The organism is Alteromonas sp. Mac1 (assembly GCF_001562125.1).
Taxonomy (GTDB): Bacteria; Pseudomonadota; Gammaproteobacteria; order Enterobacterales; family Alteromonadaceae; genus Alteromonas; species Alteromonas stellipolaris.
This window is the reverse complement of sequence record NZ_CP013932.1, coordinates 3750502-3777086: the sequence shown is the minus strand read 5'-3', so window position 1 is coordinate 3777086 and position 26585 is coordinate 3750502. Positions and strand designations below refer to the sequence as shown.

The window sequence follows — 26585 nt, the reverse complement described above, 5'->3', positions numbered from 1 at the left end:
TGTTTTTTAGAACGTCTTCGCTATTAAACGGAAACCAACGGCGCTATATATAGTACTTCAGTAGGTGCGCCAGTTTTAGAGCCTCCAGGAGCTTCTAAACTTACGGCAAGGGCAGCAATGCTTCCATTTAGCAATATGGCATTGGTAGCAAAGTGCTCGAAGCCCGACTCGGGTAGTAGGCCCAAAGAAATAGGCGCTTCACCATTTTCAGGTACCATCCATAATTCGTAATCTTTATCGGTAATGGGGGCTAAAGCGTTGGTTACTTTAACATCCATGGTAGATTCGGAGATTTCTATCACCCACAAAGGTGCGTTATCTGCATTATTTACAACAGCAACATGTGAAACTTCTTCCTCTGGAACAGGCATCATTACTACGAGAAGTACCGCAAATATCATGGCAGCCGCGGTAGACAGTAAAGAGAGATAACGCCATCTAGCCTGCTTTGCTTGTTCAAATTCAAGTACGTTAGATGCTGGTTTGGTTGAATTGCCGTGATCAAGACGGCGCTGAATTTGTTCCCACACAGCATGGGGAGGCTCTACAGGAGTAATGCCGTCTGAGAAGCCCACTAAGTACTCTTCCCACTTCGCTGTGGTTTCACCTACAATTTGGTACTGCATCAATAACTTTTGATAGCGCAGACGTGCTTTGCCACGCAAGGTACCCACCACATATTCGGCCGCGAGTGCGTTTAACCGTTCTTCTTTCAAATAATTCATAATGACAAACACCTTTGTAAGCTTTGAAGTCCACGTCTAATCCAGCTTTTAATAGTGCCCAGAGGCGACGACAAATGGTTCACAACTTCTTGATGGGAAAGTCCGTTTACATAAGCTAGCTGTATTGCTTGGCGTTGGGGGTGGTCCAATTCATCCAAGCATTCCGCTAATTTATCTTGCTCGGTATTCATCCGAACGGTGTCAGAAGACTCATCTAATTGAGGCGCTTCGCTATCCAATTCAACTTCGTTTCGCACATTGTGATAACGCATTAAATCTAATGCGCGGTAGCGCGCAATACTTACCATCCAAGTCAGCACAGTACCTTTACCTCGTTGGTAACTGCCTGCGTTATGCCATATCTTGATAAAAGCATCTTGGGTGGCTTCATCGGCTAGTTCCGGCCGCTTTAAAAGCTTTAACACAACAGCATATAGTTGAGGGCTGGTTAATTTATATAGCTCAGCAAACGCGGCTTTATTGCCATTCGCTGTTTCACACAGTAGGGGAAACAAGGTTTCATGTTCCATAAAGTATCCTTCTTTACCGAGCCATACATGGCATTTAGAAATTAAATGGCCTTAAGCATCGGAACTCTGATCAGGGTATAGACACAAGAATTTTTCGATCGATTATTTGTGTTTACATGTTATTAAACGTTTACCACCTGTGATTAGATGCAAAAAGTACAAATATTATTTGTCCGCTTCACCCTACAGCTGTTTCTAATCGATTAGGGTTTAGCAACACACGTTACTAAGTATTAAAACTAGCCCTGTTCCACTATCGGTTATTTATGCCTTGTCGGTGTTGTGGCACACTAGCGCGGTATTGAACTGTATCGGAAGTATTTTGAACAAAAGTAACAACAAAGCGTCACGAGCTGCACGCAACGCGAAAAAAGCGAATAAGCGTGAAAAACTCATCAAAAATGAAGCTGCCGAGTTAACCTCTGCCTCTGAACGTGCAGGATTTATTCGCCGTTTAGCTGCCATGATTTACGATACATTGGTTGCCGTAGCGGTGGGGATGTGTGCAGCCATGGTAGTAATAGTGACGCTTATTGTGTTGCTTTCAAATGGTGTATTGGATTTGCAAGGCTATGAGCAACCGGCTGAATTAATTCAGGCATCTACGGGGTATAAGTTACTTATTCAAGTATGGGTTGGATTGTGGGTAGTTGGTTTCTTTTTATGGTTTTGGAAGCGAGGTGGGCAAACCTTGGGCATGCGTGCGTGGCGACTGCGTATTTTCAGCACCGTAGATGCGCCTATGACGTGGCCACGATTACTCATTCGCCTAGTGGCATCATTAGGGGGCTTAGGCACTTTATTGGTACTGTTTGATTTTAAGCACAAGCAGTCTTTGCAAGATAGAATGGCGCAAACTCAAGTGCTTAAATTGACGAAAGAAAGTAACGATCACAAAAGCTGGTAAGCAAAAAACACTGGATACAAAAAAGGGAAGCAGAGCTTCCCTTTTTTGTATCCAATATTGAACGGTAGAACCTAGTGTGCCTCGTGATTCAACCAAACGCTTAATATAGCGACTTAAACTAAACAGCTTAAATAGGGCTACTGAAATTAGACTACTTTCGCAGCATGATGGCGGCGATGGCCGCAAATAATAAGCTGGGAAGCAAAGCGCCTAAAAATGGCGGAATTTGATATACCAAACTAAGCGGGCCAAACACTTCATTTAAGATAAAGAAGCCAAAGCCCGTTAGTACACCCATGATCACCCGGGCACCCATGGTAACGCTGCGTAATGGACCAAAGATAAACGACAAGGCCATTAACAGCATTACCCCAACCGACACAGGCTGTAATATTTTACGCCACAGTGCCAACTCATAACGAGATGGATCTTGTCCGTTATTGGCTAAATAGCCCACGTAATCTAGCAAACCAGAAATAGATAGAGCTTCAGGTTTTACCGCAACAATACCCAACTTATCTGGCGTTAACGTCGAGTTCCATTGCATGCTTTTTTCATTATCTAACGTTACCGCAGTTTCACTAAAACGGGTAACGTCTACATCGTTCAAGCGCCACTCACTGCCATCGAAATTACCCGATTTAGCATAGGTAATACTTTCAAGTGAAAGGTCATCGTTAAAATCAAAAATGTTGATATCTTTTAAAGAATCACGGCTTAAAACTTCGCCAATACTCACGAAGTGCTCGCCGTCTTTTGCCCACACCAATTGCTCAGAAGAGAACAAGCTTCCGCCTGAAATGGCCTCGGTACGAATTTCTTTGGCCTTAGATTCACTGAACGGTGTTACCCATTCGCCCACCGCCATCACGAGTAAAATCATAATAGTGGCAGACTTCATGGTAGAGACAATAATGTTCCATCTACTCATGCCCGCTGCTTGCATAACAACAAGCTCGCTGTTGCTGGCAAGTACACCCATACCAATTAATCCACCCAGCAGGGTTGCCATGGGGAAAAACTGTTCTAAATCTCTTGGTAAGCTAAGCACCACATAAAGGAATGCCACCATCATGTCGTAGTCGCCTTCGCCCACTTTACGCAGTTGCTCTACAAATTTAATCAGTGCGCTTAAGCCAATAAGAACCGATAAAGTAACCGTTACTGTACCTAACAGCGTGCGAGCAATATATAAATCGAGGATTTTAAACATCTACTTTTTCCCCAATATCCAGGCCCTAAATTGGGTGCCTGTTTTTCTGTCTCGCACAATGAGCGCAACCCCAATAAACAGCATGATGGTATGCACCCACCACAGCCCAAGTTGAGGTGGTATTTTGCCGTCCTCTAGTACCCGTCTACTGGCGAGTAACAACAAGAAGTAGCCAAGATAGAGCAGTATAGCCGGGAACATTTTTCCAAATCGGCCTTGGCGAGGGTCTACGGCGCTCAAAGGCACCGCAATTAGAATTAAGAAGGGAAGTGAAAGTGGAATCGCGATACGCCATTGCAACTCTGCACGGGCTTCTATCGATTCATCACCCCATAATTCGGTAGTAGGCAATACGCTTACCTTGCGCCTTGCTTCCTCTGCCGGTTTATCAGCTATTTGAATTTGGTATTCATCGAACTCTACCTTTCGGTAGCTTTTTTGCGACTGTTGACCTTCGTACTGCACCCCTTGTTTTAGCACTAAGTTACGTGTGCCGTCTGGGTTGCTGGCCACTTGGCCTGTCTGCGCATAGACCACTTGAACCTGATTTTCACCATTCTCAGTTTTATTTTGCGATAAAAACACGCGGCGTAATTGGTCGTCAGTATCAATGTCGTGAACAAAAATAACGGCTTTTGCATTGCCGGTTTGTTGGAAACGACCAGGGATAATGGCAGAAAGACCCGCCTCATTACGGGCTTTTTCCCTAAGTTGGTATTCGTTTTCAGCCGCCATAGGGGCAAAGTAGAGGGTAATAGCCCCCGTTACTATCATAATGAGTACAGATAAGAATAACATCACCCGGGTGATGTACCACTCACTGATACCGCATGCGCGCATGACGGTCATTTCACTGTCTACATACAGCCGCCCATGGGCAAGCATAATGCCTAAATAAGCACTGATAGGCAGCACGAGTGATGCGAGAATAGGAGCGTAGAGCCCAAGAAAGCCAAGTACTAGTCCTGCTGGTATATCGCCGTCTGAGGCATCGCCAAGCACACGTACAAATCTAAGGGTGACAAATATCGCCATTAGAATGAAAAATATGGCTAACTGAGACTTAAGGGTTTCCTTAAGCAAATAGCGGAATATCAACATCTCAGTCCTACCGGAAACTTTGGAATTTTAGTGAAAGAAACCACAATTTTGAGTAAACTTACCGTTTTTACAAGTTTTGCCTGCAATCATAAAATTTATTGCATGGTATGGCGAAGCAAAATTGACATAATTTACGGTCAACATTGCGTCATTCGCAGCTAGCATGCAAGTATGGCTGCGTATTAAAACATAAAGCAGCGCGAAACGTTATGTGAATTTAGTCAGCATGCAAATCTTAAACGACGAAAAACGAGGTGATATCGTGGAGTTTAGTGTAAAAAGTGGCAGTCCGGAAAAACAACGCAGTGCCTGTATTGTTGTCGGGGTCTTCGAGCCGCGCCGCCTTACCGCGGTGGCTGAACAACTAGACGAAATCAGTGAAGGCTATATTAGCAACTTATTACGACGCGGCGACCTAGAAGGTAAAGCTGGGCAAATGCTATTGCTGCACCATGTACCGAATGTACTGAGTGAGCGCGTATTATTAGTGGGCTGCGGAAAAGAGCGCGAACTTGATGAGCGCCAATACAAGCAAATTATTGCCAAAACCATTACTACCCTAAACGAAACGGGCTCGATGGAAGCGGTGTGTTTCTTAACGGAATTACACGTTAAAGGTCGCGACACTTATTGGAAAGTGCGTCAGGCCGTAGAAGCGACCGAAGACTCTTTATATACCTTCTTGCAACTTAAGACCAAGAAAGGTGAGCCACGTCGTCCGTTACGTAAAATTGTATTTAACGTACCTACACGCCGCGAATTAACCGTAGGCGAGCGTGCAGTAGAGCATGGACTTGCTATTTCTCGCGGTGCCAAGGTAACGAAAGATGTGGCCAACATGCCGCCGAATATCTGTAACCCTGCTTATCTTTGGGAGCAAGCTCAGTCATTGGCCAGCCAGTACGAAAGCATAAGTGCTGAAGTTGTGGATGAAACCCAAATGGCTGAATTAGGCATGCAAGCTTATTTAGCTGTGGGTCGTGGTTCTGCAAACGAAAGCATGATGAGTATTATGCATCACCGCGGCGGTCCAGCCGATCAAGCGCCAATTGTATTGGTGGGTAAAGGCCTTACCTTCGACTCAGGTGGTATTTCGATTAAACCTGGCGAAGCCATGGATGAAATGAAATACGACATGGGCGGTGCAGCTGGTGTACTTGGTACTATGCATACTATTGCCGCGCTAAACTTGCCTATTAACATTATTGGTGTGCTAGCAGGCTGTGAAAACATGCCTGATGGTACCGCTTATCGCCCCGGCGATATTTTAACCACCATGTCAGGGCAAACTGTTGAAGTATTAAATACCGATGCAGAAGGGCGCTTGGTACTGTGTGATGCGCTAACTTACGTTGAACGTTACGAGCCAGAGTTAGTGATTGATGTGGCTACCCTAACCGGTGCTGTCATTATTGCGCTCGGTCATCATGCTACTGGCCTAATGAGTACACATAACCCGCTAGCTCACGAATTGCTAAATGCCTCTGAGCAAAGTTCAGACAGAGCATGGCGTTTACCCGTGTGGGATGATTACCAAGAACAGCTTGAAAGCCCGTTTGCTGATATGACTAACTTAGGTGGTCGTCCGGCAGGCAGTATTACTGCGGCGTGTTTCTTGTCTCGTTTCACTAAGAAATACAACTGGGCACACTTAGATATTGCTGGTACTGCATGGCGCAGTGGCAAGAACAAAGGTGCAACAGGGCGACCTGTTCCTATGTTATCGCAGTTCTTAATGAACCGCGCTGGCACCAAGCTAGAGGACTAACGCACGATGCCTCAAGTCGTGTTTTATCAACTGAGCGCAGGCGACACTAGTGTGGCGTCTCGTGCGAGCGAACTTATTGCAGATGCTTTTGCGAATAAGCAAAAGATAAGCGTGTTATGCGATACGCAAAAGCAAGCCGAAGAAGTTGATGAATTTTTATGGCAACTGCCAGCCAATCGCTTTGTTCCCCACAACCTATATGGTGAAGGGCCACAAAGCGGCACGCCGGTGGAAATTTGTTGGCAACCCGAGCAGGTTGCCCGCCGTCAAATGGTGGTTAACGTTGGTTCGGGCATGGTGCCTTCGCCAAATCAACATCGCCAAATTATCGATTTTGTTCCCGTAGATGACGAAGCCAAACAGGCTGCACGGGTGCGATATAAGAACTACCAGCAAGCCGGATGTAATATGCAGTTTAAGAAAACTGCGTAGTGATCACATCAGAATCGGGCTTCACAACGAGAGTAAGTAATGGATAAAACCTTCGAACCACAGTCCATTGAGCAGCAATGCTATGAAAAATGGGAAAATTCGGGCCTTTTTAAAGCATCGGGCAGCGGCGATCCGTATTGTATTTTGCTTCCACCGCCAAATGTTACCGGTAGCCTTCACATGGGGCACGGTTTTCAACAAACCATTATGGATGCCTTAACCCGCTATCGTCGTATGAAGGGTGACAACACCCTATGGCAAGTGGGTACCGACCACGCGGGTATTGCTACCCAAATGGTAGTAGAACGTCAATTAAATGCAGAAGGTAAAACCCGTCATGACTTAGGTCGTGAAGACTTCATCAAAAAAGTCTGGGAATGGAAAGAGCACAGTGGCGGAACCATTACCGGGCAAATGCGCCGCTTAGGAACATCACCTGATTGGTCTCGTGAAGTGTTTACCATGGACGACAAGTTGTCTGATGCGGTAACCGAGACTTTCGTGAAGCTTCACGAAGAAGGCCTAATTTATCGCGGTAAGCGTTTGGTTAACTGGGATCCAGTACTGCACACCGCAGTATCAGATTTAGAAGTACTGAACGAAGAAGAAGATGGCCACATGTGGCACATGCGCTACCCACTTGCTGATGGCAGCGGTGAGTTAGTCGTAGCTACTACACGTCCAGAAACTATGCTAGGTGATACCGCCGTTGCGGTACACCCTGATGACGAACGTTATCAAGCTTACATTGGTAAAGACATTAAACTGCCTATTACTGGCCGTTTAATTCCTGTTATTGCCGATGACTATGTAGATCAAGAGTTCGGTACAGGCTGCGTTAAGATTACGCCAGCTCACGACTTTAACGATTACGATATGGGTAAGCGCCACAGCCTACCCATGATCAATATCTTAACTGACGATGCGAAAATTAACGATGAGTCGCCAGAAGCTTATCGCGGCTTAGACCGTTTCGACGCTCGTAAGCAAATTGTGGCCGACTTAGACGCCCAAGGCGCATTGGTTAAAATTGAACCACATAAGCTTAAAGTACCTCGCGGCGACAGAACCGGCGCGGTCATTGAACCTTACCTTACTGACCAATGGTATGTTGCGGTTGAGTCACTGGCTAAGCCTGCTATTGAAGCGGTTGAAAGCGGCGAGATTCGTTTTGTGCCAGAAAACTGGAACAAAACCTATTACCAGTGGATGCACAACATCCAAGATTGGTGTATTTCGCGTCAGTTGTGGTGGGGACACCGCATTCCTGCATGGTATGACGACAGCGGAAATATTTACGTGGGTCGTACTGAAGCAGAAGTCCGCGCTAAAAACAGCTTGGGCGACAACATTGCGCTTCGCCAAGATGACGATGTACTTGATACGTGGTTCTCATCTGCATTATGGCCGTTCGCGACCATGGGCTGGCCAGAAAAAACGCCTGAGCTTGAAACCTTCTTGCCTTCATCGGTATTGGTAACTGGCTTCGATATCATTTTCTTCTGGGTTGCCAGAATGATCATGATGACGAAGAAGTTCACAGGCCAAATTCCGTTTAAAGATATTTATATTACTGGTCTTATCCGAGATGAGAACGGCGATAAAATGTCTAAGTCGAAAGGGAACGTACTTGACCCAATCGACCTTATTGACGGTATTGACCTTGAAACGCTAGTGAAAAAACGCACCTCAGGGATGATGCAGCCAAAGCTAGCTGAAAAGATTGAGAAACGTACTCGTAAGCAATTCCCGGATGGTATTCATGCTTACGGTACAGATGCACTTCGTTTTACTTTTGCTGCCATGGCGTCAACCAGCCGTGATATCAACTTTGATATGGCGCGAGTTGAAGGCTACCGTAACTTCTGTAACAAGATTTGGAATGCATCACGTTTTGTACTGATGAATGCTGAAGAGCACGATACAGGCCGTGAAGGCGGCGAAATGGTATTAAGTATTGCCGATCGCTGGATTTGGGCTAAGTTCCAACAAACCCTTGTTGAGTTTGAAAAAGCGTTAGAAGACTACCGTTTCGACATTGCTGCGCATATTGTTTACGAGTTTACCTGGAACCAGTTCTGCGATTGGTACTTAGAACTGACTAAACCTGTGCTTAGCAATGAAGCCAGCAGTGAAGCTGAGAAGCGTGGTACACGTCATACGTTAATTAACGTACTAGAAAACTTACTACGTTTGTTGCACCCATTAATGCCGTTTATTACCGATACTATTTGGCAGCGCGTTGTGCCATTGAGCGCTCTACAGGTTGAAGAAAATGCCAGTATTATGGTGCAAGCATTCCCTGTACAAGATGCTGCTAAGCAAGATGAGCAAGTGCTTGCCGATATTGAGTGGGTGAAGAAATTCATCGTGGGTATTCGTAATATTCGCGGCGAAATGGATATATCTCCAAACAAACCGCTCAATGCCTTACTTAAAAATGTAAGTGCGGAAGATAGCCGCCGTTTAGAGGCTGCGAAGGCCTTCTTAGATAAGTTATCTAAGCTGGAAACAGTAACCATTCTTAAAGACGGTGAAGAAGCGCCTGCGAGTGCTACAGCGCTAGTAGGTGAAATGGAAATTCTTATTCCAATGGCTGGTCTTATCGACAAAGATGCCGAGCTTGCTCGTATCACTAAGGCTATGGATAAAGTGGATAAAGACGTTTCACGTACACGCGGAAAGCTAGGTAACGATAAGTTTGTAAGCAACGCCCCAGACGCCGTGATTGAGAAAGAACGCGCTAAGCTGGAAGAAGGTGAAAAGCAGCTTGAGAAGTTAAAAGCTCAATACGAAACTATTGCGGCGTTATAAGTTTGTTGTAGCAGGGTTTTGACTGGTTTGTAGCCGCCTTGAAAGAGCTACTTTATAAGTCAGAGCTAACAAGCGAATTGAAAAAGGGTTGTCGAAAGACAACTCTTTTTTTTGCTAAAAATCGTGCATTGGTGGCACAGGAATAAAGCGCTGCGCTTTTTAATGGTTCATGTAACGCTTTAACATATCCACCAAGGCTCTGCGTTTAATTGGCTTAGTGAGATAGTCGTTCATGCCTACATCGATAGCGCTCTGTTTGTCTTCTTTCATAGCATTAGCCGAGAGCCCGATAATGGGAAGGGTAGTAAAGCCCGCTTTTCTTAAGGCTTTTGTTGCCTCATAACCATCCATTACGGGCATTTGTACATCCATTAATACTAAATCATAGTGAGGGGCATTTTCTATTTTGCGCACCGCCTGATTACCATCTTCCGCGATATCAAACGTAATCCCTAGGGTTTTAAGCATTTCACCGGTAACAATCTGATTTATGTTGTTATCTTCAACCAATAATACATGCCCTTCTAAGCTAATATCTTCAATGATATCCGCCTTTTTAGTCATGGTTTTTCGTGTTTCATTACTGACTAACATAGACATGAAATGTTCAAATTGTGCAGGCGTAAAGGGGTGCATAATAAGAGGGCCTTTCCACAGGCTGTTGTACTTATCTTGCAGCGCACTCCCTACGGTATCCATGATCAAACCAACATGTGTTCCTTGCTCTGCCAGTTCGTGTAACCAGCGAATATTGTCTTTAAATACACTAAAGCTGGGAATATCAACAATAAGGTGTTTAGGCAGAGAGTCGAGGGTTTGGGCGGCGTTAATGTCCATAATACTGGTTTGGCTAATCTGTATTACCGACTGATAGGCATCTGGCAGAAGAGGCGAAGAGGTTAAGTACACACTGGATGTGGGCAACTGAGGCGTAAGGTCAAAAATACCAGGCTGATTCTTAAATACACGAAGGGGCAAGGATATTGTAAAGGTACTGCCTTTTCCTTCTACTGAAGTAGCTGATAGTGAGCCACCCATCAAGTCGGTGAGTTGTTTTACAATGGTTAAACCCAAGCCGGTTCCACCGTACTTGCGGTTGGTCGCGTCATCCGCTTGAGTAAAGGGGTTAAAAATACGAGCAAGTTGCCGCTCACTCATTCCAATACCCGAATCTTCAATATTCATTGTTAGGGAGAGCAAATTACCTTTATCGTTAATACTGCCATCAAACCGAATGCAAATTTGCCCTTGTTCGGTAAACTTCACCGCATTGCTTCCAATATTCATGATGATTTGCGCAATACGTAGCGGATCGCCAATAACTTGAGGCGGTATGGATGGTGACACGATAAAGCGAACAACTAAGTTTTTCTCTTTGGCTTTAAGCGCAATAACAGCAATGAGATTGTCGAACAAAGAATGAAGGGAAAAACTGACTTCTTCAATTTTAAGTTTGCCGGCTTCAATTTTTGAGAAATCTAAAATATCATTGATAACACTCATTAAAATCTGGCTTGAATAGGCCGCTTTATCAAGATAACCGCTGACAATATCAGGCACTGGGTGTTGCTGAGCGAGTTCTATCAAGCCAATAATTCCATTCATGGGCGTACGAATTTCATGGCTCATATTGGCTAAGAAAATACTCTTCGAAGCTGTCGCTCGCTCGGCTTTTATTTTACTTTCAGTCAGTTCTGAGTTTAAAGATTCCAATCTGCCATTCAGACCACGGGCTTCTAATAATAAGCTTTCTGTTTGCTTGTTTTTATCACTAAATACATGGGCGGCTCGAGCAAGGTTTCCGATTTCATCGTTGCGGCTGTTGCCTGGAATACTCGAAATGTTTTGGCCTTCAGATAATCGATTGAATACGTGGGTTATGGTACGAATAGGGCCTAAAATACGATAGGCGGTAAATATGGCGGCGATGACCGCAAGTAGAATGGCGACCAGTGAAAATATCTCACCATTACGTTGTGTTTCTTGCGCTACCAAATAGGTGTTGTGAGTAATAGATTCGGTTTTCGATGTTACTTGATTAGCAAGTTCGCCGCTTAAATATAAAAACTCATTCGCTGAACCGGCCATAACCACATTAACCAAAAACAAATTCCCTTGGGTAATTTGTGTTAGCTTAAATAGGTCAGCTTCGGCCTTTTCAAGTAACTCATTCACTTGGCTATGAAGTGCTTGGTTGTCTATCGTAATTTCTTTGACTGCACTAATGGCTTCATTAAATTGCGTGATTAAGGCCATATCAGGCTTCATCAAATAACGCAGGATTGCATTTTCCGCTTTAGCAATGTGGAAGTTAAGTTTATCAATGGTACTTTGAGGAAGCGCGAAGTCTTCATTGGCAGTATCAAATAGCCGCTTAATCGCCAGTAAATCTGACAATGATCCATCAATGATTAAGTCGTCTTTTCTAGAGCGTGCATCAATAACTTGGCGAAAATTTTCTTGGTAGGCACTAAGGTGCTTATGCATACGAGACAGCACATAGGTATCGTCAATCTCACCACTTTGGGTAACAGGATCGGCAAGCTCATCTAGCCTTTTATTGATAGAGAGCATCAACCTTTCAAAACGTGTTACCGCAGATTGGCTCGCATTTTCTTTGTAGATGAGCACATTCCGCTGTAGGTCGATAACATCTCTTTCGAGTTCTTTTACTATTCCCACATCAACCACAGCACGACTCGATGCCGCCATGCCGCTGCTTAATACAGATTGGTTTTCTCTAGCAATATACCCTTGTACTAAGAGCAGGGCGACTAAAGCAATTAATACGAGAATAAGTTGCGTTCGAATCGATGACAGCATAGCTATTATTGTGCCTTTGACTTAACCAATTGGGTTAAGACGTAATAAATTCATACCATTTTTGGAGGCTATATTCGTAGGTTGGCATGACAGTATTCCATACTGCGATGTTACTAAACCTATCTTCATAGCTTCCACCTGAGCGCTGTTCACCTTTTTGAACACTAACCTTACCTGCCGGGCCTTTTAGATTTTCGCTTGCAGGTAACCCTTTGTACCAATAATCCCATTCGGCTTGCGATAAATATTTTGCAGAACGCTCTGGATTAGATATGTAATAACCCTGACGAGCAATAAATGCCCCGGGCCAGCCTGACAGCCACCAATTCATATATTCATAAGCCACATCTTTACTTCTTCCTTGTGAAGCTGACGATAAACACATTACACCATGCCAACCTCGGTAACCTTCCTTCGGCGCAGCAAATTTAACGGGAATGTTTTGGCTGTTTAACGCCGATACCGCAGGAGAGAACATGCTCTCTATAGAGACGCGTTGGCTTTTCATAAATTGCACAGATTCAGGCACTGATGTCCAAAAGCCACTGAAGTGATTTAACTGGGATAACTCAATAAGAATACTGAATAAGTTATCCAGCTCTTGTGTGGTCATTGCCCCTATATCTTCAAATGTAATGTAGCCCTTTGCTTGTGCCGCTAGGGCTAAATCGAAAAGTCCAATGGTGGGATCATTTACAATCCCCACTTTGCCAGACAACCGACTATCGAGTAGCCATCCCCAGCTTTCTTCTTGGTTTTTGAGTTGTTCAGGAAATTGAGACGTATTGTAGCCAAATGAGTCTACGTTGTGCACATAGGGAAGAAAGCTAATGGTGTCTGTATGTTCTATCCCTAAACTGCCATCAGCTTGGACATTAATAATCTTATGGGGGGCATCACCAGCGCCTAATCGAGCTGCATCCGTGACTTTACCTGTTTTGGTTAAATCGTTTATTTCATCCCAATAAGTAAGCTTTTTCTTTTCGATAGGCTGAATAGCTTTTGAACGCCATAAAACATTAATGCTGTTTGACCATTGTTCATATAAATCGAAAGCGCCAGGATTCATTGATGCTTTTTGCAGTACAGTCGCGCTTCCACCTGGCTGAAACGCTATATTAATACCCAGGTCGGCCATTGCGTGTTGACGGATTTCTTCTTGCAGCGTGACATGAGTGCCCATGACTTTTAACGTTGGCGTTGGCTTACCTATTGCAAAAGGCGCTACTCCGGCAGTGACGCCAGCGGTTACTCCCAGCGCAGCGGCTCCTTTAATAAAACTACGCCGAGGGCGAGAAGTTAAACGTTGGCTGGGTGGCATTAGAACGATTCCAGTTGTTCTTTATAGTATTTTTATTCTGGCATCGAATTTCGATATTTACCAAATTATTTGCCAATACGAGCGAAGCTTTAGACAAAAGAACGATAAAAATTAACGGATTCTGATCGTTCAGGTTATGCTACTAACTGACTGAATTGAATTCCGTTTTATCTTGTCGCACCAAGCTAACCCGATTTCTCCCTTCTCGTTTAGCGCGGTACAGTGCTTCATCAGCCATGCTTACCATTTCTTTTGTTTCGTTGGGTTTTACCTCGCTTACATAATAAGCGCCAATGCTAATAGTTACTTCATAACCCCTTAATGCAGGAAGCGAGCTTGAAATTAGCTCAACCCGCTTTCTGAGTCGCTCAAGAATATCTTTGGGGTCGTGGGAGCCGGGCAATACCATACAAAAAGCAAACTCTTCTCCGCCAACACGACCTATGCCATCTTCTTGGCGAAAAAATTGTTTCATCGACTTCGCAACAGCGACTAGTACATCATCACCAAACGCATGCCCGAAGGTATCATTAAGCTTTTTGAAATGGTCAACATCAGCAATGCCGATTAATAGAGAATGGCCGTGACGGTGAGCATAATGCGTAGACTTATCTAATGTTTCTTCGAAGGCGCGCCTATTCGGAATGTCTGTAAGCGGATCGAAATAAGCTAGTTTTTCAAGCTTTACGTTAACGTTACGAAGCTCTCTAGTGCGTTGACTTACCAAGTCTTCTAAATTTTCCCGGATGCTTTTTAGCTCAAAATTACGGCTATTCAATTGCTCGGCGTGAAACTTGACGGCACTTACATCTCGCTCGACCGAAGCAAAGTGCGTAACTTCTCCCAGCTGGTTTTTCAGTGGGAATATACTCATTTCAACCCAATAAGGCGTACCGCTTTTAGTATAATTAAGAAGTGTTTCGGTTATGGATTTATTCTCTGCAAGAGCACAGTGAATACGGGTTGTCGCCTCCTTGTCTGTCAGCGTGCCTTGAAAAATGCGAGGCGTTTCTCCAATGAGTTCTTCTCGGGAATAACCTGTCAATTTACAAATCGCATCGTTGACGTAAATGATTTTAGGAGACAAAGGACCATCAATGGCTTTGGCTTCGGTGACAATAATCATATCTTGTGCACTTTGCACAATATCAAGGAATGAGAATGCTGCAATTTTTTCGGTGATTTCGGTAAAGTAAACCACCACAAAACCAGCGCCATTGCTATTTTCAGGGTAAGCACTAACACTCAACCAGCACACCTCTGCGCTTGTTTCGTCAACTAACCCTATTACTTCATCAGTAATTGAGACATTTAGCGATGTCACTTTGTTTACCGGATATTCGTCGGGGTGAAGGCGGCGATTTTGCCTGTCTACCAGCTCCCATCCATCTTCTAGCAGATGTCGGCTTTGTAAACGTTCAAGTGACGTTTTAAAAAGTTTCATAGCTGCGGGGTTCACGTAGACAATCTGCGAATCCCAAGAATGTATTACTACGCCAATGTGCGCATGTTCCAAAAGGTTGATCAGGTTTACATTTTCAATTTTCATCGCACGTATACCATCTAGACTTAACATATCGATGTGGCTACCAAACAGTAGCCACTTTCGTAAGTCATTATGCGGGCAGACCTTATTGCATAATGCTTATTTTTCGTTCTACGACTTTAGTATAGTAATAAACGGATAAAACGCAGCGTTTCAATGGAAGTCTTTTTAGTAAAACGTAAGGTGTTAGTGTCGAATTACTCTACGCACCACTAGGGTAAAGGCGATGAATAGTAAACTGAAGATAGTCGTGCTACCGCCGTGCTCTTCTACCACTATGACAGTATCTTCGTAGATATACTCGTGGTTGTCGCTTTCTAAACTTAAGTAAGCAAGGTCGGCATCATCATAGCCGTCAGAAAAAGCGACCAGTTGCTCCGAATAGGCATCATATAGTTCGATGAGCACATCATAATCTGCCGCGGGGAAACCTGAAAGCAGCCGGCTTTCTACCACAAATGCATCTGAGGAATCTTCGCCATACAGCACAAATTCAGAGGTGACATGGATGGCTTCGTACCGGTCGTTTCTACCTAAGTAAATAACCCCATATACAAGAGCACTGTCGTAAGCGGTATCCGCATCGAACTCAACGGTAAATTCAGAATAATATCCGTCATAGTCAATATCAGTATCTAAAGACACCCAACTGTCATAAATCCAGTAATCGGACAATAGTACGGTTGATTGTGCTTCGGCATAGGATTTACTGGTGCTGCTAAAAAGACTTTCACGTTTCGCTTTTTTCTCAGCCAGCGAAGCAACCCCCAACGTGTCAGCTTTTGTAACGTTATTGTTTTTAGTATCATTAATAGCGCTGGTAGTGGCAGTCTTGGCTGTTGCATCAATTGCGGCCTGAGTAGATGCTTCAGTAGGGGAGTAAATAGCGCCGTAGCGATATTCTGTTGATTCAACAGACACCGGGTCACTTGATAGCGTTTGTTCCGCGTATGAAGTGTTAATCAACGAGCAAGGTAATAGGGCTAGTAGGCAGAGCTTCGCTAGGGGTTGAATGGGTGATTTCATTGTTAACATCCTTTCTAATCAAAATGACAGGTGCCATTGTTGATTAAATAAGATGAACAAAAACTGAAGCCACCCTTAATGTAGTGTTGAGTAAAGGGAGTAGACTGCGAGGTTTAGTCTTCTAGGTAATCGTCTTCGTACTCATCTTCGTCATCGCCGCGGGGCATGAAATACGTTCCCCAGCCGTCGTACTGAACGTCTTGTTTGTCAGCAATTTTAAGTAAAGCATCGGAATCAGCATTGAGTTTTTCAAGGTTTAACTCTCGCTCAACGATAGCATCGAAACAAAAAATTGTGCCGCCATCATCAAGCATTAACTCTTCTGCGTCCGTCACTTCAAAACCGGCTTTGAATGTATCAACAGCGGCTTTTTCTAGCTTGTCGAAGTCGTTACTCGCAAAGTGATGCTCAATGGTGTATTCCGCATCGGCCTGACTACCGTCTTCTAATAGCGCTTCTATGGTTTCCTCGTTGAAGGAATACCATTCTTCTCTTTCATCAAACTGACTCATAAAGCAAAACCTCAATCATTTTTCGCAAGTTTACCTGCTTTTTTCCATTTCAGCGACTTCAGCATTCAACTCAGTTATCTTGTTTTTCATCTGGTCGTTGAAATACTGCATCCAGGCTTTAAGTGGCTTGTCGTCGGTAAGGGCTTCAGGTGCACTAATATCGATAAGTACTACACCATTGTCCCATCGGTTCCACTTTACTTTATTGTGTAGATTACTGGCAGTCACCATAACAATGGGTTCATTAGTGGTTTTCGCCAGCCTAAATGCGCCTTGTTTGAAAGGCAGTAAGCCCCGTCCATAGCTTCTTGTTCCTTCAGGGAAGAACCATACTGAGGTACGCTTTTTGGCAATGCGGTTGGCTGCTATATCTAAGGTATTTCTAGCTTTGCCTGAATTTTTACGATCGATGAGAATATTGCCTGATAGCCAATAAATTTGACCGAAAATGGGGATCCACTTAAGGCTTTTCTTTCCAATAGTAACAACGCCCGGTAACGCGGCTTTACAAATAGTCATCAGGTCGTAATTATTTTGATGATTCGCAATAAATACGTAGGGCTCTTTTATATCTACAGCTGAATCTTTTCGAACAATCACCTTTAAACCCATCACATAAGACATTAATGAATAAAGTTTGCCTGCCGTATGTACGTTATCTTTATGAAAAGGACGAAAAATGCATACTGCAAATAGGGCTATATTAACTAGCAGAAAGGTGAGTAAAAGCGCGGGAACGCGTAGTAAAGCAATCAAAGTGGCTCCTGAATATAAATGACGCGCGAAGTATAGAGTAAGTTTCAGCGTACACTTGTCCGATGAGTTATTATAGATGCTTTAGCGGTTCTGTTGCCATGGTATAGCTAGAAATACGTTCAAATTAGGCAAGTTAATCTAAAATACTTAACTTTAGTATGAGGTAACTTGGTCGATAGCATCTTACAATAAGAGAAAGCGTAACCTCATCAACCCGGTATCTATAATGCAGACATTTGTACCTGACGACCTCGAAGAAGATATTCTTTGTGACTTAATGGAAGAAATTAATGAGCTTTACGAATCGAGTGAGCAGACATTAATCGAATTAGAGCTTCGTCCAGAAGACAATGAACTGCAACGCGCGTTGTTCCGATCAATCCATACTATTAAAGGCGACCTTGGGTTAGTGAATTTCTCACCCATGATACCCTTACTTCAGCATGTAGAAGATTTACTCGATTACTTGCGTAAAGGGCAGGTGTCATATACCAGCACCATGAGTGACTTGGTGTTGCTTACCATGGATAGGGTTAAGGCATTTGTAGAAGCTGTTATGGCTGAAGGAAAAGCCGAATATGACGATACTTTGCACCAACAGCTGGTCATGGCGATAAGTCGAATTACGCCGGATAATGGCGATGAACATGAGAAGCGGCTTACAGAGGCGGTTTTGTTACTCAATCCCGCGTTAGATGTAATTACCGACGACAGCAACCCTGAAAATATCCAAATAAAACCGCCTACATTGGCAACCTCTGGTATACCCAAAGACATGAGTAATGAAAAGAAGCTGGATGTGCTTTTCTTTCGTGATCTTATGCAAACCATTGAGAAGCGTTCGAATTTCTGGGTAGGCAGAGGGGATAGAGTTGCTAAGTTAGCATTGTATATTAATAGTACTGCGGGTAAGCCAATTGATGAATCTCAGCTGGCCGTAGCCAGTTATGTACATGATTTCGGTATGGCATTTATGCCATTAAAGCTTTTGCATAAGAGTGAAGCGTTGACTGATATAGAATTTAACTTAATGCGTTCCCATGTTTATAAAAGCTCTCGTTTGCTCGAACACTTAGACCAATGGGATTTGGCTCGTAAAATAGTGATGCAGCACCATGAACGTACTGATGGTACCGGTTATCCATTAGGCCTTAAAGAAGAAGATATTTGTGATGGGGCTAAGTTACTCGCCATTGTCGATACTTATGATGCGATGACACACCCTCGGGCTCATAATGATGAAAAGCAACTATCCAAGAAAGAAGCAGTTATTGAAATCAACCGCAGTGCTAAAGGCCAATTTAGCATGCAGTGGGTGAGGTTGTTCAACCAAGCGATGACAAGTTTGTTGAAAAAAGGCGGTTAGTCTCCGACTTGTAACAAGCATGCTTCTTGTTTGTAATGCGCATTAAAAAGCCCGCTATTTCAGAAAAAATAATGCGGGCTTTTGTGTATTTGTAGGTCTTAGAACCGAGTAAAAACTATGTAATACCTAGCTCTTTTAATTTGCGTGTAAGGGTATTACGCCCCCAACCTAAACGCTTAGCGGCATCTTGCTTATGGCCGTGAGTATGCTGGAGGGCACGTTCCAACATAATTTTTTCAAACGTAAGCATGGCGTCATTCAGAATATTATATCTGCCATCACGAAGTTGTTTGTCGGTCCAACGGGCTAGTAAATCTGGCCAATCTCCAGCTTCTGCGGCGGGCTTTTCTATGCTGCTGTCAGAGTGGATTTCTGGTGGTAAGTCACTGGGTAACACTTCTTGTCCACTGGCCATTACGGTTAGCCATCGACATACGTTTTCGAGTTGCCTCACGTTACCTGGCCAAGGAAGCTGAGCCATCAACTTTTCAGCATCTTTACTTAAACTTTTTGCTTCTACATCTAACTCTTTCGCTGCTCGGCGTAAGAAATGGCGCGCTAATAAATGAATATCTTCACGGCGTTCAGATAGGGAAGGCAGATGTACACGGATAACATTTAAACGGTGAAATAAATCTTCGCGGAACTTGCCATCGGCCACCCGCTTTTCTAAGTTTTGGTGGGTTGCGGCAATAATACGTACATCTACAGCCACCGATTGGTGGCCACCCACTCGGTAAAACTGTCCGTCGGCCAATACCCGTAATAAGCGGGTTTGAACGTCTAACGGCATATCGCCTATTTCATCAAGAAAAAGGGTGCCGCCATCAGCTTGCTCAAAGCGGCCCTGACGCGCATTTTGTGCACCGGTAAACGCGCCTTTTTCATGGCCAAATAGCTCAGACTCCACCAAGTCGGCTGGAATAGCAGCCATATTAAGTGCGATGAAAGGCTTACTAGAGCGAGGGCTATGGCGATGCAAAGCGTGGGCAACAAGCTCTTTACCAGTACCAGACTGGCCATTAATCAATACACTAATTGATGAACGAGATAATCTTCCTATGGCTCGAAACACTTCCTGCATGGCAGGGGCTTCACCAATAATTTCGGTTTCCGGATCATCTTGCGGTGCTTGCTGAGTTTTTGACTGTTCCCTTGCATGAGCCAGCGCACGTTGAGTAAGCGTGACCGCTTCATCTATATCGAAGGGTTTGGGTAAATATTCAAATGCCCCTTTTTGATAGGCGTTTACCGCACTGTCTAAATCAGAATGCGCAGTCATTATGATTACAGGCATCATGGGGTGGGTTGCATGCACTTCATTAAGCAGTGTCATACCGTCCATCTGCGGCATTTTAATATCAGAGATAATCACTTCTGGCGCTTGACCGCTTTGTAATTGAAGGAGTAAATCTTGCGGGTTTTCAAAACACAAGCATCCAATGCTTGCTGTTTGTAAGGCCTTTTGAAGCACCCAACGAATAGAACTATCGTCATCGACAATCCATACTGACTCATTCGTCATTGCCTGTCTCCTTGCGGTCTATCGGAATATAAATTACAAATTCGGTGTGCCCAGGGTGGCTTTCTACATCTATTTTTCCGCCATGATGGTTTATCAATGTTTGCGATATCGATAACCCTAAGCCGGAGCCATTTTGCTTACTACTCACCATAGGGTAAAAAAGCGTGTCTTTTATGTCTGAAGGGATACCCGGGCCATTATCTATCACTTTAATTTTGGCGATTAACGCATGGCGATTTCCCTGAATTGTCATTTGACGTTCAATGCGTGTCACCAAACGAATTTGAGGATTAGGCGTTTCACTTTCAGTTAGCGCCTGAATGCTATTTCTGACTATATTTAACACGGCTTGTTGAATCATATCGGCGTCAATCATCAGTGGCGGAATACTGGGGTCGTAATCACGAATGATGGTTATGGGGGTTTCTGAGTCAACCCGCATCAAATTTCTCACTTGCTCCAATGCTTGATGCACATTGTTCCAATTGAGCCTAGGAAGAGAATTTGGCCCAAGTAAGCGGTCGACTAAATTTCTCAGTCGATCAGACTGCTCAATAATCATCTGAGTAAATTCTTTATGCTCTTCGCTTAACTCTTTTTCGAGTAGTTGTGCAGCTCCGCGAATGCCACCCAGCGGGTTCTTGATTTCATGGGCTAAACCACGAACCAGTTCTCGCGCTGCATAATGTTGTGCGTTCTGTAAATTTTCTCGGGATATTCTTTTTTGCTGATCTATTTTTTTTACTTCAAATAGTAGCCGAGCCCCTTCTTCTAACTGCAAGTTCGTTACGGTTAAATCAACCATGACATTGCGGTTGTCTCTGAAACACAGGCGAATTTCGTTTTCAGTAAAATCCTCCCCATGTCTTAGCGCTGCGCGCAAGCGCGTAGTGTCGATATTTCCAGGCAGGAAAAAGTCATCTAAACGATGGCCGCATAATTGCTTTCTGCCTGTTTCGAATAGCGCTTCTCCCGCGTGGTTGGCGTAAACGATATTTAATCTATCGTCCACCATCACAAGCGCAGTATTCAGGCTATTCAAAAATTGTTGCGTGTCTAACTCGGTTGATTGCATCCGAGCTTATCTCCTTTGCACTATATGGGTGCATTGTAACGTATCGGCAAAAATCGTAGGCACAGATTTGGTGTTACTTTTTTTCTGTTCCCCGCTATGGTGCGGGCTTTGCGCTACTTTCGAACGTTAGTTGCTATTTATTAACGCTGATGCTTGATGCAGAAACAGCGTTTGTAGTGCAGAAGATGCAAGAGTCTTGCCCTTATTGTCTGTCAGCTCAACCTTATACTGATGTTCGCCCCGATTTATGTCATTTAAGGTAAATACGCCTGTTGTATTGCTCTGCAATAGGGCGCCATCGAAGATTAATTGATAGCGCGGCGCCTTTACTGAAGTCGGTTGGTTCGCACGTATGGTGAAGTTTCCGGCATTGTTTCGAAGGGTGGCGTTAGGGGCTGGAGAGGCAATAACAACTTTATAGGTTTTTGTCTTCGAAGTAGCCGTTTGAGCCAGTGTGGATTTTGGCGTTGAGGGGCTGGACACTACATTCTGTGTTTTCGTATCAAACTCAACGGTATCACTTTCTGGTGAAGGGGTGTCGGTATAAAGCACAGTACCATCGGCCTGCTTTACTTTGTATACAGGAGCGCTTGTGCTGTTAGATGGATTAGAATCCTTTGATGTGCTTTGCCCATGGCTTTCATAAGGGGTTAACGCAATCGCGGTAAGTAACGCAATATAAGGATAAATTTTCAATAGATAGACCTGCTCATCTTTTCTTACTTATATAGTAGAAAAGCTTTAGCATAAAAAAAAGCCCGCATAAGCGGGCTTTTGTATATTTACGCACTTAAACGTTAATTAAACGCTGTAGTACATATCGAACTCAACTGGGTGAGTTGTCATAGCAAGCGTAGTCACTTCTTCAGACTTAAGATCGATGTATGCATCAATCATGTCGTCAGTCATAACGCCACCCGCTTTAAGGAATTCACGGTCGTTATCCAATGCTTCTAGTGCCATTTCTAGCGAGCTAGCAACTGTTGGAATTTCTGCTGCTTCTTCTGGTGGTAGGTCGTACAAGTCTTTATCCATAGAGTCGCCAGGATGGATCTTGTTCTTAATACCGTCAAGGCCAGCCATAAGCATTGCTGAGAAAGCAAGGTATGGGTTAGCTGTTGGGTCAGGGAAACGTACTTCGATACGACGCGCTTTATCGCTAGTTACGTATGGAATACGGATAGATGCAGAACGGTTACGTGCAGAGTATGCAAGCATTACTGGTGCTTCAAACCCTGGAACCAAACGCTTGTAAGAGTTTGTTGATGCGTTTGCAAAAGCGTTAATTGCACGAGCGTGTTTAATAATACCGCCAATGTAGAAAAGTGCTTCTTCAGACAGACCCGCATACTTATCACCTGCAAAGATGTTTACGCCATCTTTTGCGATTGATTGGTGGCAGTGCATACCAGAACCGTTATCACCTACAAGAGGCTTAGGCATGAACGTAGCCGTTTGACCGTAAGCGTGTGCTACGTTGTGAACTACATACTTGTATACTTGGATTTCATCTGCTTTCGTTACTAGTGTGTTGAATTCGCACGCGATTTCGTTTTGACCAGCTGTAGCAACTTCATGGTGATGCGCTTCAATAACTAAGCCCATTTCTTCCATAACTAAACACATTGCAGCACGAATGTCGTGTGCTGAATCTACTGGAGGAACTGGGAAGTAACCGCCTTTAACACCAGGACGGTGACCCATGTTTCCGCCTTCAAAATCAGCGCCTGAGTTCCATTTCGCTTCAGCAGCATCAATCTTATAGAAAGAACCGGCCATATCGGTGTGGAATTTCACATCGTCGAATAAGAAAAATTCTGGCTCTGGACCGAAGAAAACAGTGTCGCCAATGCCGGTAGATTTTAGGTATTCTTCTGCACGACGCGCAACAGAGCGTGGATCGCGCTCGTAACCTTCCATTGTTGAAGGCTCTAAGATGTCACAACGAATGTTAACTTGTGTTTCTTCTGCGAATGGGTCGATTACCGCACTCGTAGGGTCTGGCATAAGAACCATGTCTGATTCGTTAATGCCTTTCCAGCCAGCAATTGAAGAGCCATCGAACATTTTACCTTCTTCAAATGTCTCTTCGTCTACCGTAGCAGCAGGAATCGATACGTGTTGTTCCTTGCCTTTAGTATCAGTAAAACGCAAATCAACAAATTTCGCTTCACTTTCTTTAATCAGCTCTAATGCCTTTTCTACTGACATCGTGTCCTCCAGGTTTAATGTAAAAATGCGGAATGATCAGCTTCATCCCAACAGTGGAAAAACTAAAAGCGATTTTCATGCCATCTATCGTGGTTCCAATTTTGCTGGCTTAGCAGCAAGAGGATAACTGAATGATCAATGGTGCTGCACGCAAATGGTGCTTGGTCGCTCTATTTTGGTGCAAATTAAGTTTGGGTAGCTTTAGCTAGCCTAGAGTAACTCGTCTTCACTTACCACCGAAAACAGGGCGCAAAAGTAATAAATTCGTTAATCAGAGACTATAATAATGAAAAACATGCGTCCGTATAAAAAAAAGTGCGCAAACACCGTGGTTTTTCTGTACAATCCGCGCAAATTTTTCTATCTGCATTTTTTGCAACAAATCTTATGCATGCTTAAAAACATGTAATGATTTACACAGGCTCCCTAGATGACTACCACTGATATTAATAAATTACGTAACATTGCTATTATTGCTCACGTTGACCACGGTAAAACAACTTTGGTTGATAAACTGTTACAACAGTCAGGCACTCTTGAAACTCGCGGAGAGCAAGAAGAGCGCGTGATGGACTCGAATGACATCGAGAAAGAACGCGGCATCACAATCTTAGCGAAAAACACTGCTATTAACTGGAACGACTACCGTATCAACATCGTAGATACTCCAGGACACGCCGATTTCGGTGGTGAAGTAGAGCGTGTAATGTCAATGGCTGATTCAGTGTTGCTTCTAGTTGATGCGCAAGAAGGCCCTATGCCTCAAACGCGTTTCGTAACACAAAAAGCATTTGCTCAAGGCTTGAAGCCAATTGTTGTTATCAACAAAATTGACAAGCCAGGTGCACGTCCTGATTGGGTTATGGATCAAGTATTCGATTTGTTCGACAACCTTGGTGCAACTGACGACCAGTTAGATTTCCAAGTAGTTTATGCTTCAGCATTGAACGGTTGGGCTTCATTAGATGCCGACAAACCTGAAGATGACATGAATGCTTTGTTCCAAACTATTGTTGACCAAGTATCTCCTCCAGACGCTGATGCTTCTGGTGCATTCCAAATGCAGATTTCTCAACTTGATTACAACTCATATGTAGGTGTAATTGGTGTTGGTCGTATTAAGCGCGGTACTGTTAAGCCAAACCAACAAGTAACTGTTGTTACTGCTGAAGGCGAAAAGCGTAACGGTAAAGTTGGTCTAGTATATGGTTATCTTGGTCTAGCACGTCACGAAGTTGAAGGTGCAAGCGCAGGCGATATCATCGCAATCACAGGTTTAGGTTCGCTTAAAATTTCTGACACTATTTGTGATGTTAACCAAGTAGAAGCAATGACTCCGTTATCTGTTGATGAACCAACAGTAACCATGACTTTCCAAGTAAACACTTCACCGTTTTCTGGTAAAGAAGGTAAATACGTTACTTCACGTAACATTCTAGAACGTTTGAACGACGAACTAGTACATAACGTTGCACTACGTGTTGAAGAAACGCCAGATCCGGATAAATTCCGCGTATCAGGTCGTGGTGAGCTTCACTTGGGTATCTTGATTGAAAACATGCGTCGTGAAGGCTACGAGCTAGCAGTATCACGTCCAGAAGTTATTCTTAAAGAAGAGAATGGCGAAACACAAGAACCGTTTGAAACACTTACGGTAGACTGTGAAGAAGCGCATCAGGGCTCTATCATGGAACAACTTGGTCTGCGTAAAGCTGAAATGACCAACATGTCACCAGATGGTAAAGGCCGTGTACGTATCGACTTCGTTATTCCTAGCCGTGGTTTGATTGGTTTCCAAACTGAATTCATGACGATGACGTCTGGTTCTGGTTTGCTTTACCATACATTCGATCATTATGGTCCGTACAAAGGCGGTGTTATAGGTAAGCGTAAAAACGGTGTTCTTATTGCCAACGCTAACGGTAAAGCCCTAACTAACGCCTTGTTTAACCTTCAAGAGCGTGGTCGTTTGTTTATCGGTCACGGTGTAGAAGTTTACGAAGGTATGGTTATCGGTATTCACAGCCGCGACAATGACCTTACCGTTAACGCCCTTAAAGGTAAGCAGTTAACGAACGTTCGTGCATCTGGTACTGATGAAGCGCAAACTTTGGTTCCGCCTATCAAGATGTCTCTTGAGCAAGCGCTTGAGTTCATCGATGAAGACGAACTAGTAGAAGTAACGCCTGTGTCTATTCGTATTCGTAAGAAACTTCTTACTGAAAACGAACGTAAGCGTTCTTCACGCGAGAAAAAGTAATCACTTTTGCTTTGATAGCCTTGTAGGTAATTAAAAGCAGTAAAGATGATTCAAGAAACGCCGGCCCTAAAGCCGGCGTTTTTTTTGCCAACGTATTTTTGCTGGCGCTTTTTGCTAAAGCATTTTGCTGAAATTTCGACGAAAGATGAGTTGGCAACATCGAGTTTGGCCTCTATCATCAAGTTAATGAAACTAAAAAGGCTAAGCCCGTGTTCTCTGTAGCAGTTATTGAAGACGATGTTATCACGCTCGATCTTATTACCGATGCATTAGAAACCCGCTTGTCGGCTACGGTTTACCCATTTAGCCGAAGTAAAATTGCTCGTGAATTTTTACTTCAACAAACGCCAGACACACTACAACTTATTATTAGCGACCAAGTCATGAAAGAGTATGATGGCATAAGCTTATTAAAAGCATGCCGGTCGGCGAATTTATCCGTTCCTTTTTTACTTATCACTGGCGATCCTAATAAAGAACTCGTTATGGAAGCACGCAAATTAGGTGTATCTGGATTTTTAGCGAAACCCCTAGAAATGGACGCCTTGGCCGCAAAGGCGAAATCCGTAGTGCTAGCAAAAACAAAAAGTCGCGTTAGTTAGTAACGAGCTACTCGTCAGCAAAAGTATGCAATGGTGTTAGCAAACAAATAAAAAAGTCCTAAATGATCTAAG

At 43.8% G+C, this 26585-nt stretch carries 21 protein-coding genes; 7 read left to right on the top strand and 14 right to left on the bottom strand.

Annotation, left to right across the window (positions count from 1 at the left end):
* Positions 1–23: 23 nt before the first annotated feature.
* Positions 24–725 (bottom strand): anti-sigma factor, encoded by a 702-nt coding sequence (locus AV939_RS16130; protein ID WP_057789669.1) that lies wholly within the window; start codon positions 723–725, stop codon positions 24–26.
* Positions 722–1255 carry a sigma-70 family RNA polymerase sigma factor gene (locus AV939_RS16125; protein ID WP_057789671.1) on the bottom strand — a complete coding sequence of 178 codons (534 nt, stop codon included), beginning with the start codon at positions 1253–1255 and terminating at the stop codon, positions 722–724. The genes AV939_RS16130 and AV939_RS16125 overlap by 4 nt, the downstream gene beginning before the upstream one ends.
* Before the next feature lie 463 nt (positions 1256–1718).
* Between AV939_RS16125 and AV939_RS16120 the strand changes: the two genes are divergently transcribed.
* The gene (locus AV939_RS16120) at positions 1719–2162 is read left to right on the top strand and encodes an RDD family protein (protein WP_057795925.1); all 444 of its coding nucleotides are present in this window, start codon (positions 1719–1721) and stop codon (positions 2160–2162) included.
* A gap of 151 nt (positions 2163–2313) precedes the next feature.
* On the opposite strand, the gene lptG is transcribed toward AV939_RS16120, so the two are convergent.
* Both lptG and lptF read right to left on the bottom strand, forming a co-directional pair.
* Positions 2314–3375: an LPS export ABC transporter permease LptG gene (gene lptG, locus AV939_RS16115; RefSeq protein WP_057789673.1), complete on the bottom strand. Its 1062-nt coding sequence runs from the start codon at positions 3373–3375 to the stop codon at positions 2314–2316.
* Positions 3376–4476: an LPS export ABC transporter permease LptF gene (lptF, locus tag AV939_RS16110; RefSeq protein ID WP_057789675.1), complete on the bottom strand. Its 1101-nt coding sequence runs from the start codon at positions 4474–4476 to the stop codon at positions 3376–3378.
* A 262-nt stretch (positions 4477–4738) separates the two neighbouring features.
* On the opposite strand from lptF, the gene pepA reads away from it, so the two are divergent.
* Genes pepA through AV939_RS16095 form a run of 3 tightly spaced genes read left to right on the top strand, consistent with a single transcriptional unit; the run spans position 4739 to position 9490 of the window.
* Positions 4739–6244 (top strand): leucyl aminopeptidase, encoded by a 1506-nt coding sequence (gene pepA / locus AV939_RS16105; RefSeq protein WP_057795927.1) that lies wholly within the window; start codon positions 4739–4741, stop codon positions 6242–6244.
* Between the two features lie 6 nt (positions 6245–6250).
* The gene (locus AV939_RS16100; protein ID WP_013782780.1) at positions 6251–6676 is read left to right on the top strand and encodes a DNA polymerase III subunit chi; all 426 of its coding nucleotides are present in this window, start codon (positions 6251–6253) and stop codon (positions 6674–6676) included.
* Between the two features lie 39 nt (positions 6677–6715).
* Positions 6716–9490: a valine--tRNA ligase gene (locus AV939_RS16095; RefSeq protein WP_057789678.1), complete on the top strand. Its 2775-nt coding sequence runs from the start codon at positions 6716–6718 to the stop codon at positions 9488–9490.
* 159 nt (positions 9491–9649) lie between these two features.
* On the opposite strand, the gene AV939_RS16090 is transcribed toward AV939_RS16095, so the two are convergent.
* The 6 genes from AV939_RS16090 to AV939_RS16065 form a co-directional block, all read right to left on the bottom strand.
* On the bottom strand, positions 9650–12313 hold the full coding sequence (locus AV939_RS16090) for an ATP-binding protein (RefSeq protein ID WP_057789680.1): 2664 nt from the start codon (positions 12311–12313) through the stop codon (positions 9650–9652).
* A 34-nt stretch (positions 12314–12347) separates the two neighbouring features.
* Positions 12348–13634, bottom strand: coding sequence for an ABC transporter substrate-binding protein (locus tag AV939_RS16085; RefSeq protein WP_057789682.1), 1287 nt, complete (start codon positions 13632–13634; stop codon positions 12348–12350).
* 142 nt (positions 13635–13776) lie between these two features.
* A complete protein-coding gene (locus AV939_RS16080; protein WP_057789684.1) occupies positions 13777–15183 on the bottom strand; it encodes a sensor domain-containing diguanylate cyclase in 1407 nt (468 codons plus the stop codon).
* Positions 15184–15366: 183 nt separating this feature from the next.
* Positions 15367–16206 carry a choice-of-anchor H family protein gene (locus AV939_RS16075; protein WP_057789686.1) on the bottom strand — a complete coding sequence of 280 codons (840 nt, stop codon included), beginning with the start codon at positions 16204–16206 and terminating at the stop codon, positions 15367–15369.
* A 113-nt stretch (positions 16207–16319) separates the two neighbouring features.
* Positions 16320–16718 carry a ribonuclease E inhibitor RraB gene (gene rraB, locus AV939_RS16070; RefSeq protein WP_057789688.1) on the bottom strand — a complete coding sequence of 133 codons (399 nt, stop codon included), beginning with the start codon at positions 16716–16718 and terminating at the stop codon, positions 16320–16322.
* Between the two features lie 30 nt (positions 16719–16748).
* Positions 16749–17474, bottom strand: a complete 726-nt coding sequence (locus tag AV939_RS16065) for a 1-acylglycerol-3-phosphate O-acyltransferase (RefSeq protein WP_057789690.1) — start codon at positions 17472–17474, stop codon at positions 16749–16751.
* 226 nt (positions 17475–17700) lie between these two features.
* Here AV939_RS16065 and AV939_RS16060 point away from each other — a divergent pair, with 226 nt between their 5' ends.
* On the top strand, positions 17701–18840 hold the full coding sequence (locus AV939_RS16060) for an HD domain-containing phosphohydrolase (RefSeq protein ID WP_057789692.1): 1140 nt from the start codon (positions 17701–17703) through the stop codon (positions 18838–18840).
* 115 nt (positions 18841–18955) lie between these two features.
* Here AV939_RS16060 and glnG read toward each other — a convergent pair whose 3' ends face one another.
* From glnG to glnA, 4 genes are all read right to left on the bottom strand, one after another.
* Positions 18956–20365: a nitrogen regulation protein NR(I) gene (glnG, locus tag AV939_RS16055; protein WP_057789694.1), complete on the bottom strand. Its 1410-nt coding sequence runs from the start codon at positions 20363–20365 to the stop codon at positions 18956–18958.
* On the bottom strand, positions 20355–21440 hold the full coding sequence (gene glnL, locus AV939_RS16050; RefSeq protein ID WP_057789696.1) for a nitrogen regulation protein NR(II): 1086 nt from the start codon (positions 21438–21440) through the stop codon (positions 20355–20357). Before glnL ends, glnG begins: the two co-directional genes overlap by 11 nt.
* A gap of 126 nt (positions 21441–21566) precedes the next feature.
* Entirely contained in the window at positions 21567–22136 is a 570-nt protein-coding gene (locus AV939_RS16045) for a hypothetical protein (RefSeq protein WP_057789698.1), read from the bottom strand.
* Positions 22137–22241: 105 nt separating this feature from the next.
* Positions 22242–23651, bottom strand: coding sequence for a glutamate--ammonia ligase (gene glnA, locus AV939_RS16040; RefSeq protein ID WP_057789700.1), 1410 nt, complete (start codon positions 23649–23651; stop codon positions 22242–22244).
* A gap of 430 nt (positions 23652–24081) precedes the next feature.
* Here glnA and typA point away from each other — a divergent pair, with 430 nt between their 5' ends.
* Positions 24082–25911, top strand: coding sequence for a translational GTPase TypA (gene typA, locus AV939_RS16035; RefSeq protein ID WP_057789703.1), 1830 nt, complete (start codon positions 24082–24084; stop codon positions 25909–25911).
* Between the two features lie 209 nt (positions 25912–26120).
* A complete protein-coding gene (locus AV939_RS16025) occupies positions 26121–26513 on the top strand; it encodes a response regulator (protein ID WP_057789705.1) in 393 nt (130 codons plus the stop codon).
* The last annotated feature ends 72 nt before the right edge of the window (positions 26514–26585 follow it).

Coding starts and splice junctions, on each gene's coding strand:
- AV939_RS16075 (WP_057789686.1), bottom strand. CDS start 16,206: ATGAAATCACCCATTCAACCCCTAGCGAAGCTCTGCCTACTAGCCCTA.
- glnG (WP_057789694.1), bottom strand. CDS start 20,365: ATGACGAATGAGTCAGTATGGATTGTCGATGACGATAGTTCTATTCGT.
- AV939_RS16080 (WP_057789684.1), bottom strand. CDS start 15,183: ATGAAAATTGAAAATGTAAACCTGATCAACCTTTTGGAACATGCGCAC.
- lptG (WP_057789673.1), bottom strand. CDS start 3,375: ATGTTTAAAATCCTCGATTTATATATTGCTCGCACGCTGTTAGGTACA.
- AV939_RS16090 (WP_057789680.1), bottom strand. CDS start 12,313: ATGCTGTCATCGATTCGAACGCAACTTATTCTCGTATTAATTGCTTTA.
- glnL (WP_057789696.1), bottom strand. CDS start 21,440: ATGCAATCAACCGAGTTAGACACGCAACAATTTTTGAATAGCCTGAAT.
- AV939_RS16060 (WP_057789692.1), top strand. CDS start 17,701: ATGCAGACATTTGTACCTGACGACCTCGAAGAAGATATTCTTTGTGAC.
- AV939_RS16085 (WP_057789682.1), bottom strand. CDS start 13,634: ATGCCACCCAGCCAACGTTTAACTTCTCGCCCTCGGCGTAGTTTTATT.
- AV939_RS16120 (WP_057795925.1), top strand. CDS start 1,719: ATGATTTACGATACATTGGTTGCCGTAGCGGTGGGGATGTGTGCAGCC.
- lptF (WP_057789675.1), bottom strand. CDS start 4,476: ATGTTGATATTCCGCTATTTGCTTAAGGAAACCCTTAAGTCTCAGTTA.
- typA (WP_057789703.1), top strand. CDS start 24,082: ATGACTACCACTGATATTAATAAATTACGTAACATTGCTATTATTGCT.
- rraB (WP_057789688.1), bottom strand. CDS start 16,718: ATGAGTCAGTTTGATGAAAGAGAAGAATGGTATTCCTTCAACGAGGAA.
- AV939_RS16125 (WP_057789671.1), bottom strand. CDS start 1,255: ATGGAACATGAAACCTTGTTTCCCCTACTGTGTGAAACAGCGAATGGC.
- AV939_RS16130 (WP_057789669.1), bottom strand. CDS start 725: ATGAATTATTTGAAAGAAGAACGGTTAAACGCACTCGCGGCCGAATAT.
- AV939_RS16095 (WP_057789678.1), top strand. CDS start 6,716: ATGGATAAAACCTTCGAACCACAGTCCATTGAGCAGCAATGCTATGAA.
- AV939_RS16100 (WP_013782780.1), top strand. CDS start 6,251: ATGCCTCAAGTCGTGTTTTATCAACTGAGCGCAGGCGACACTAGTGTG.
- glnA (WP_057789700.1), bottom strand. CDS start 23,651: ATGTCAGTAGAAAAGGCATTAGAGCTGATTAAAGAAAGTGAAGCGAAA.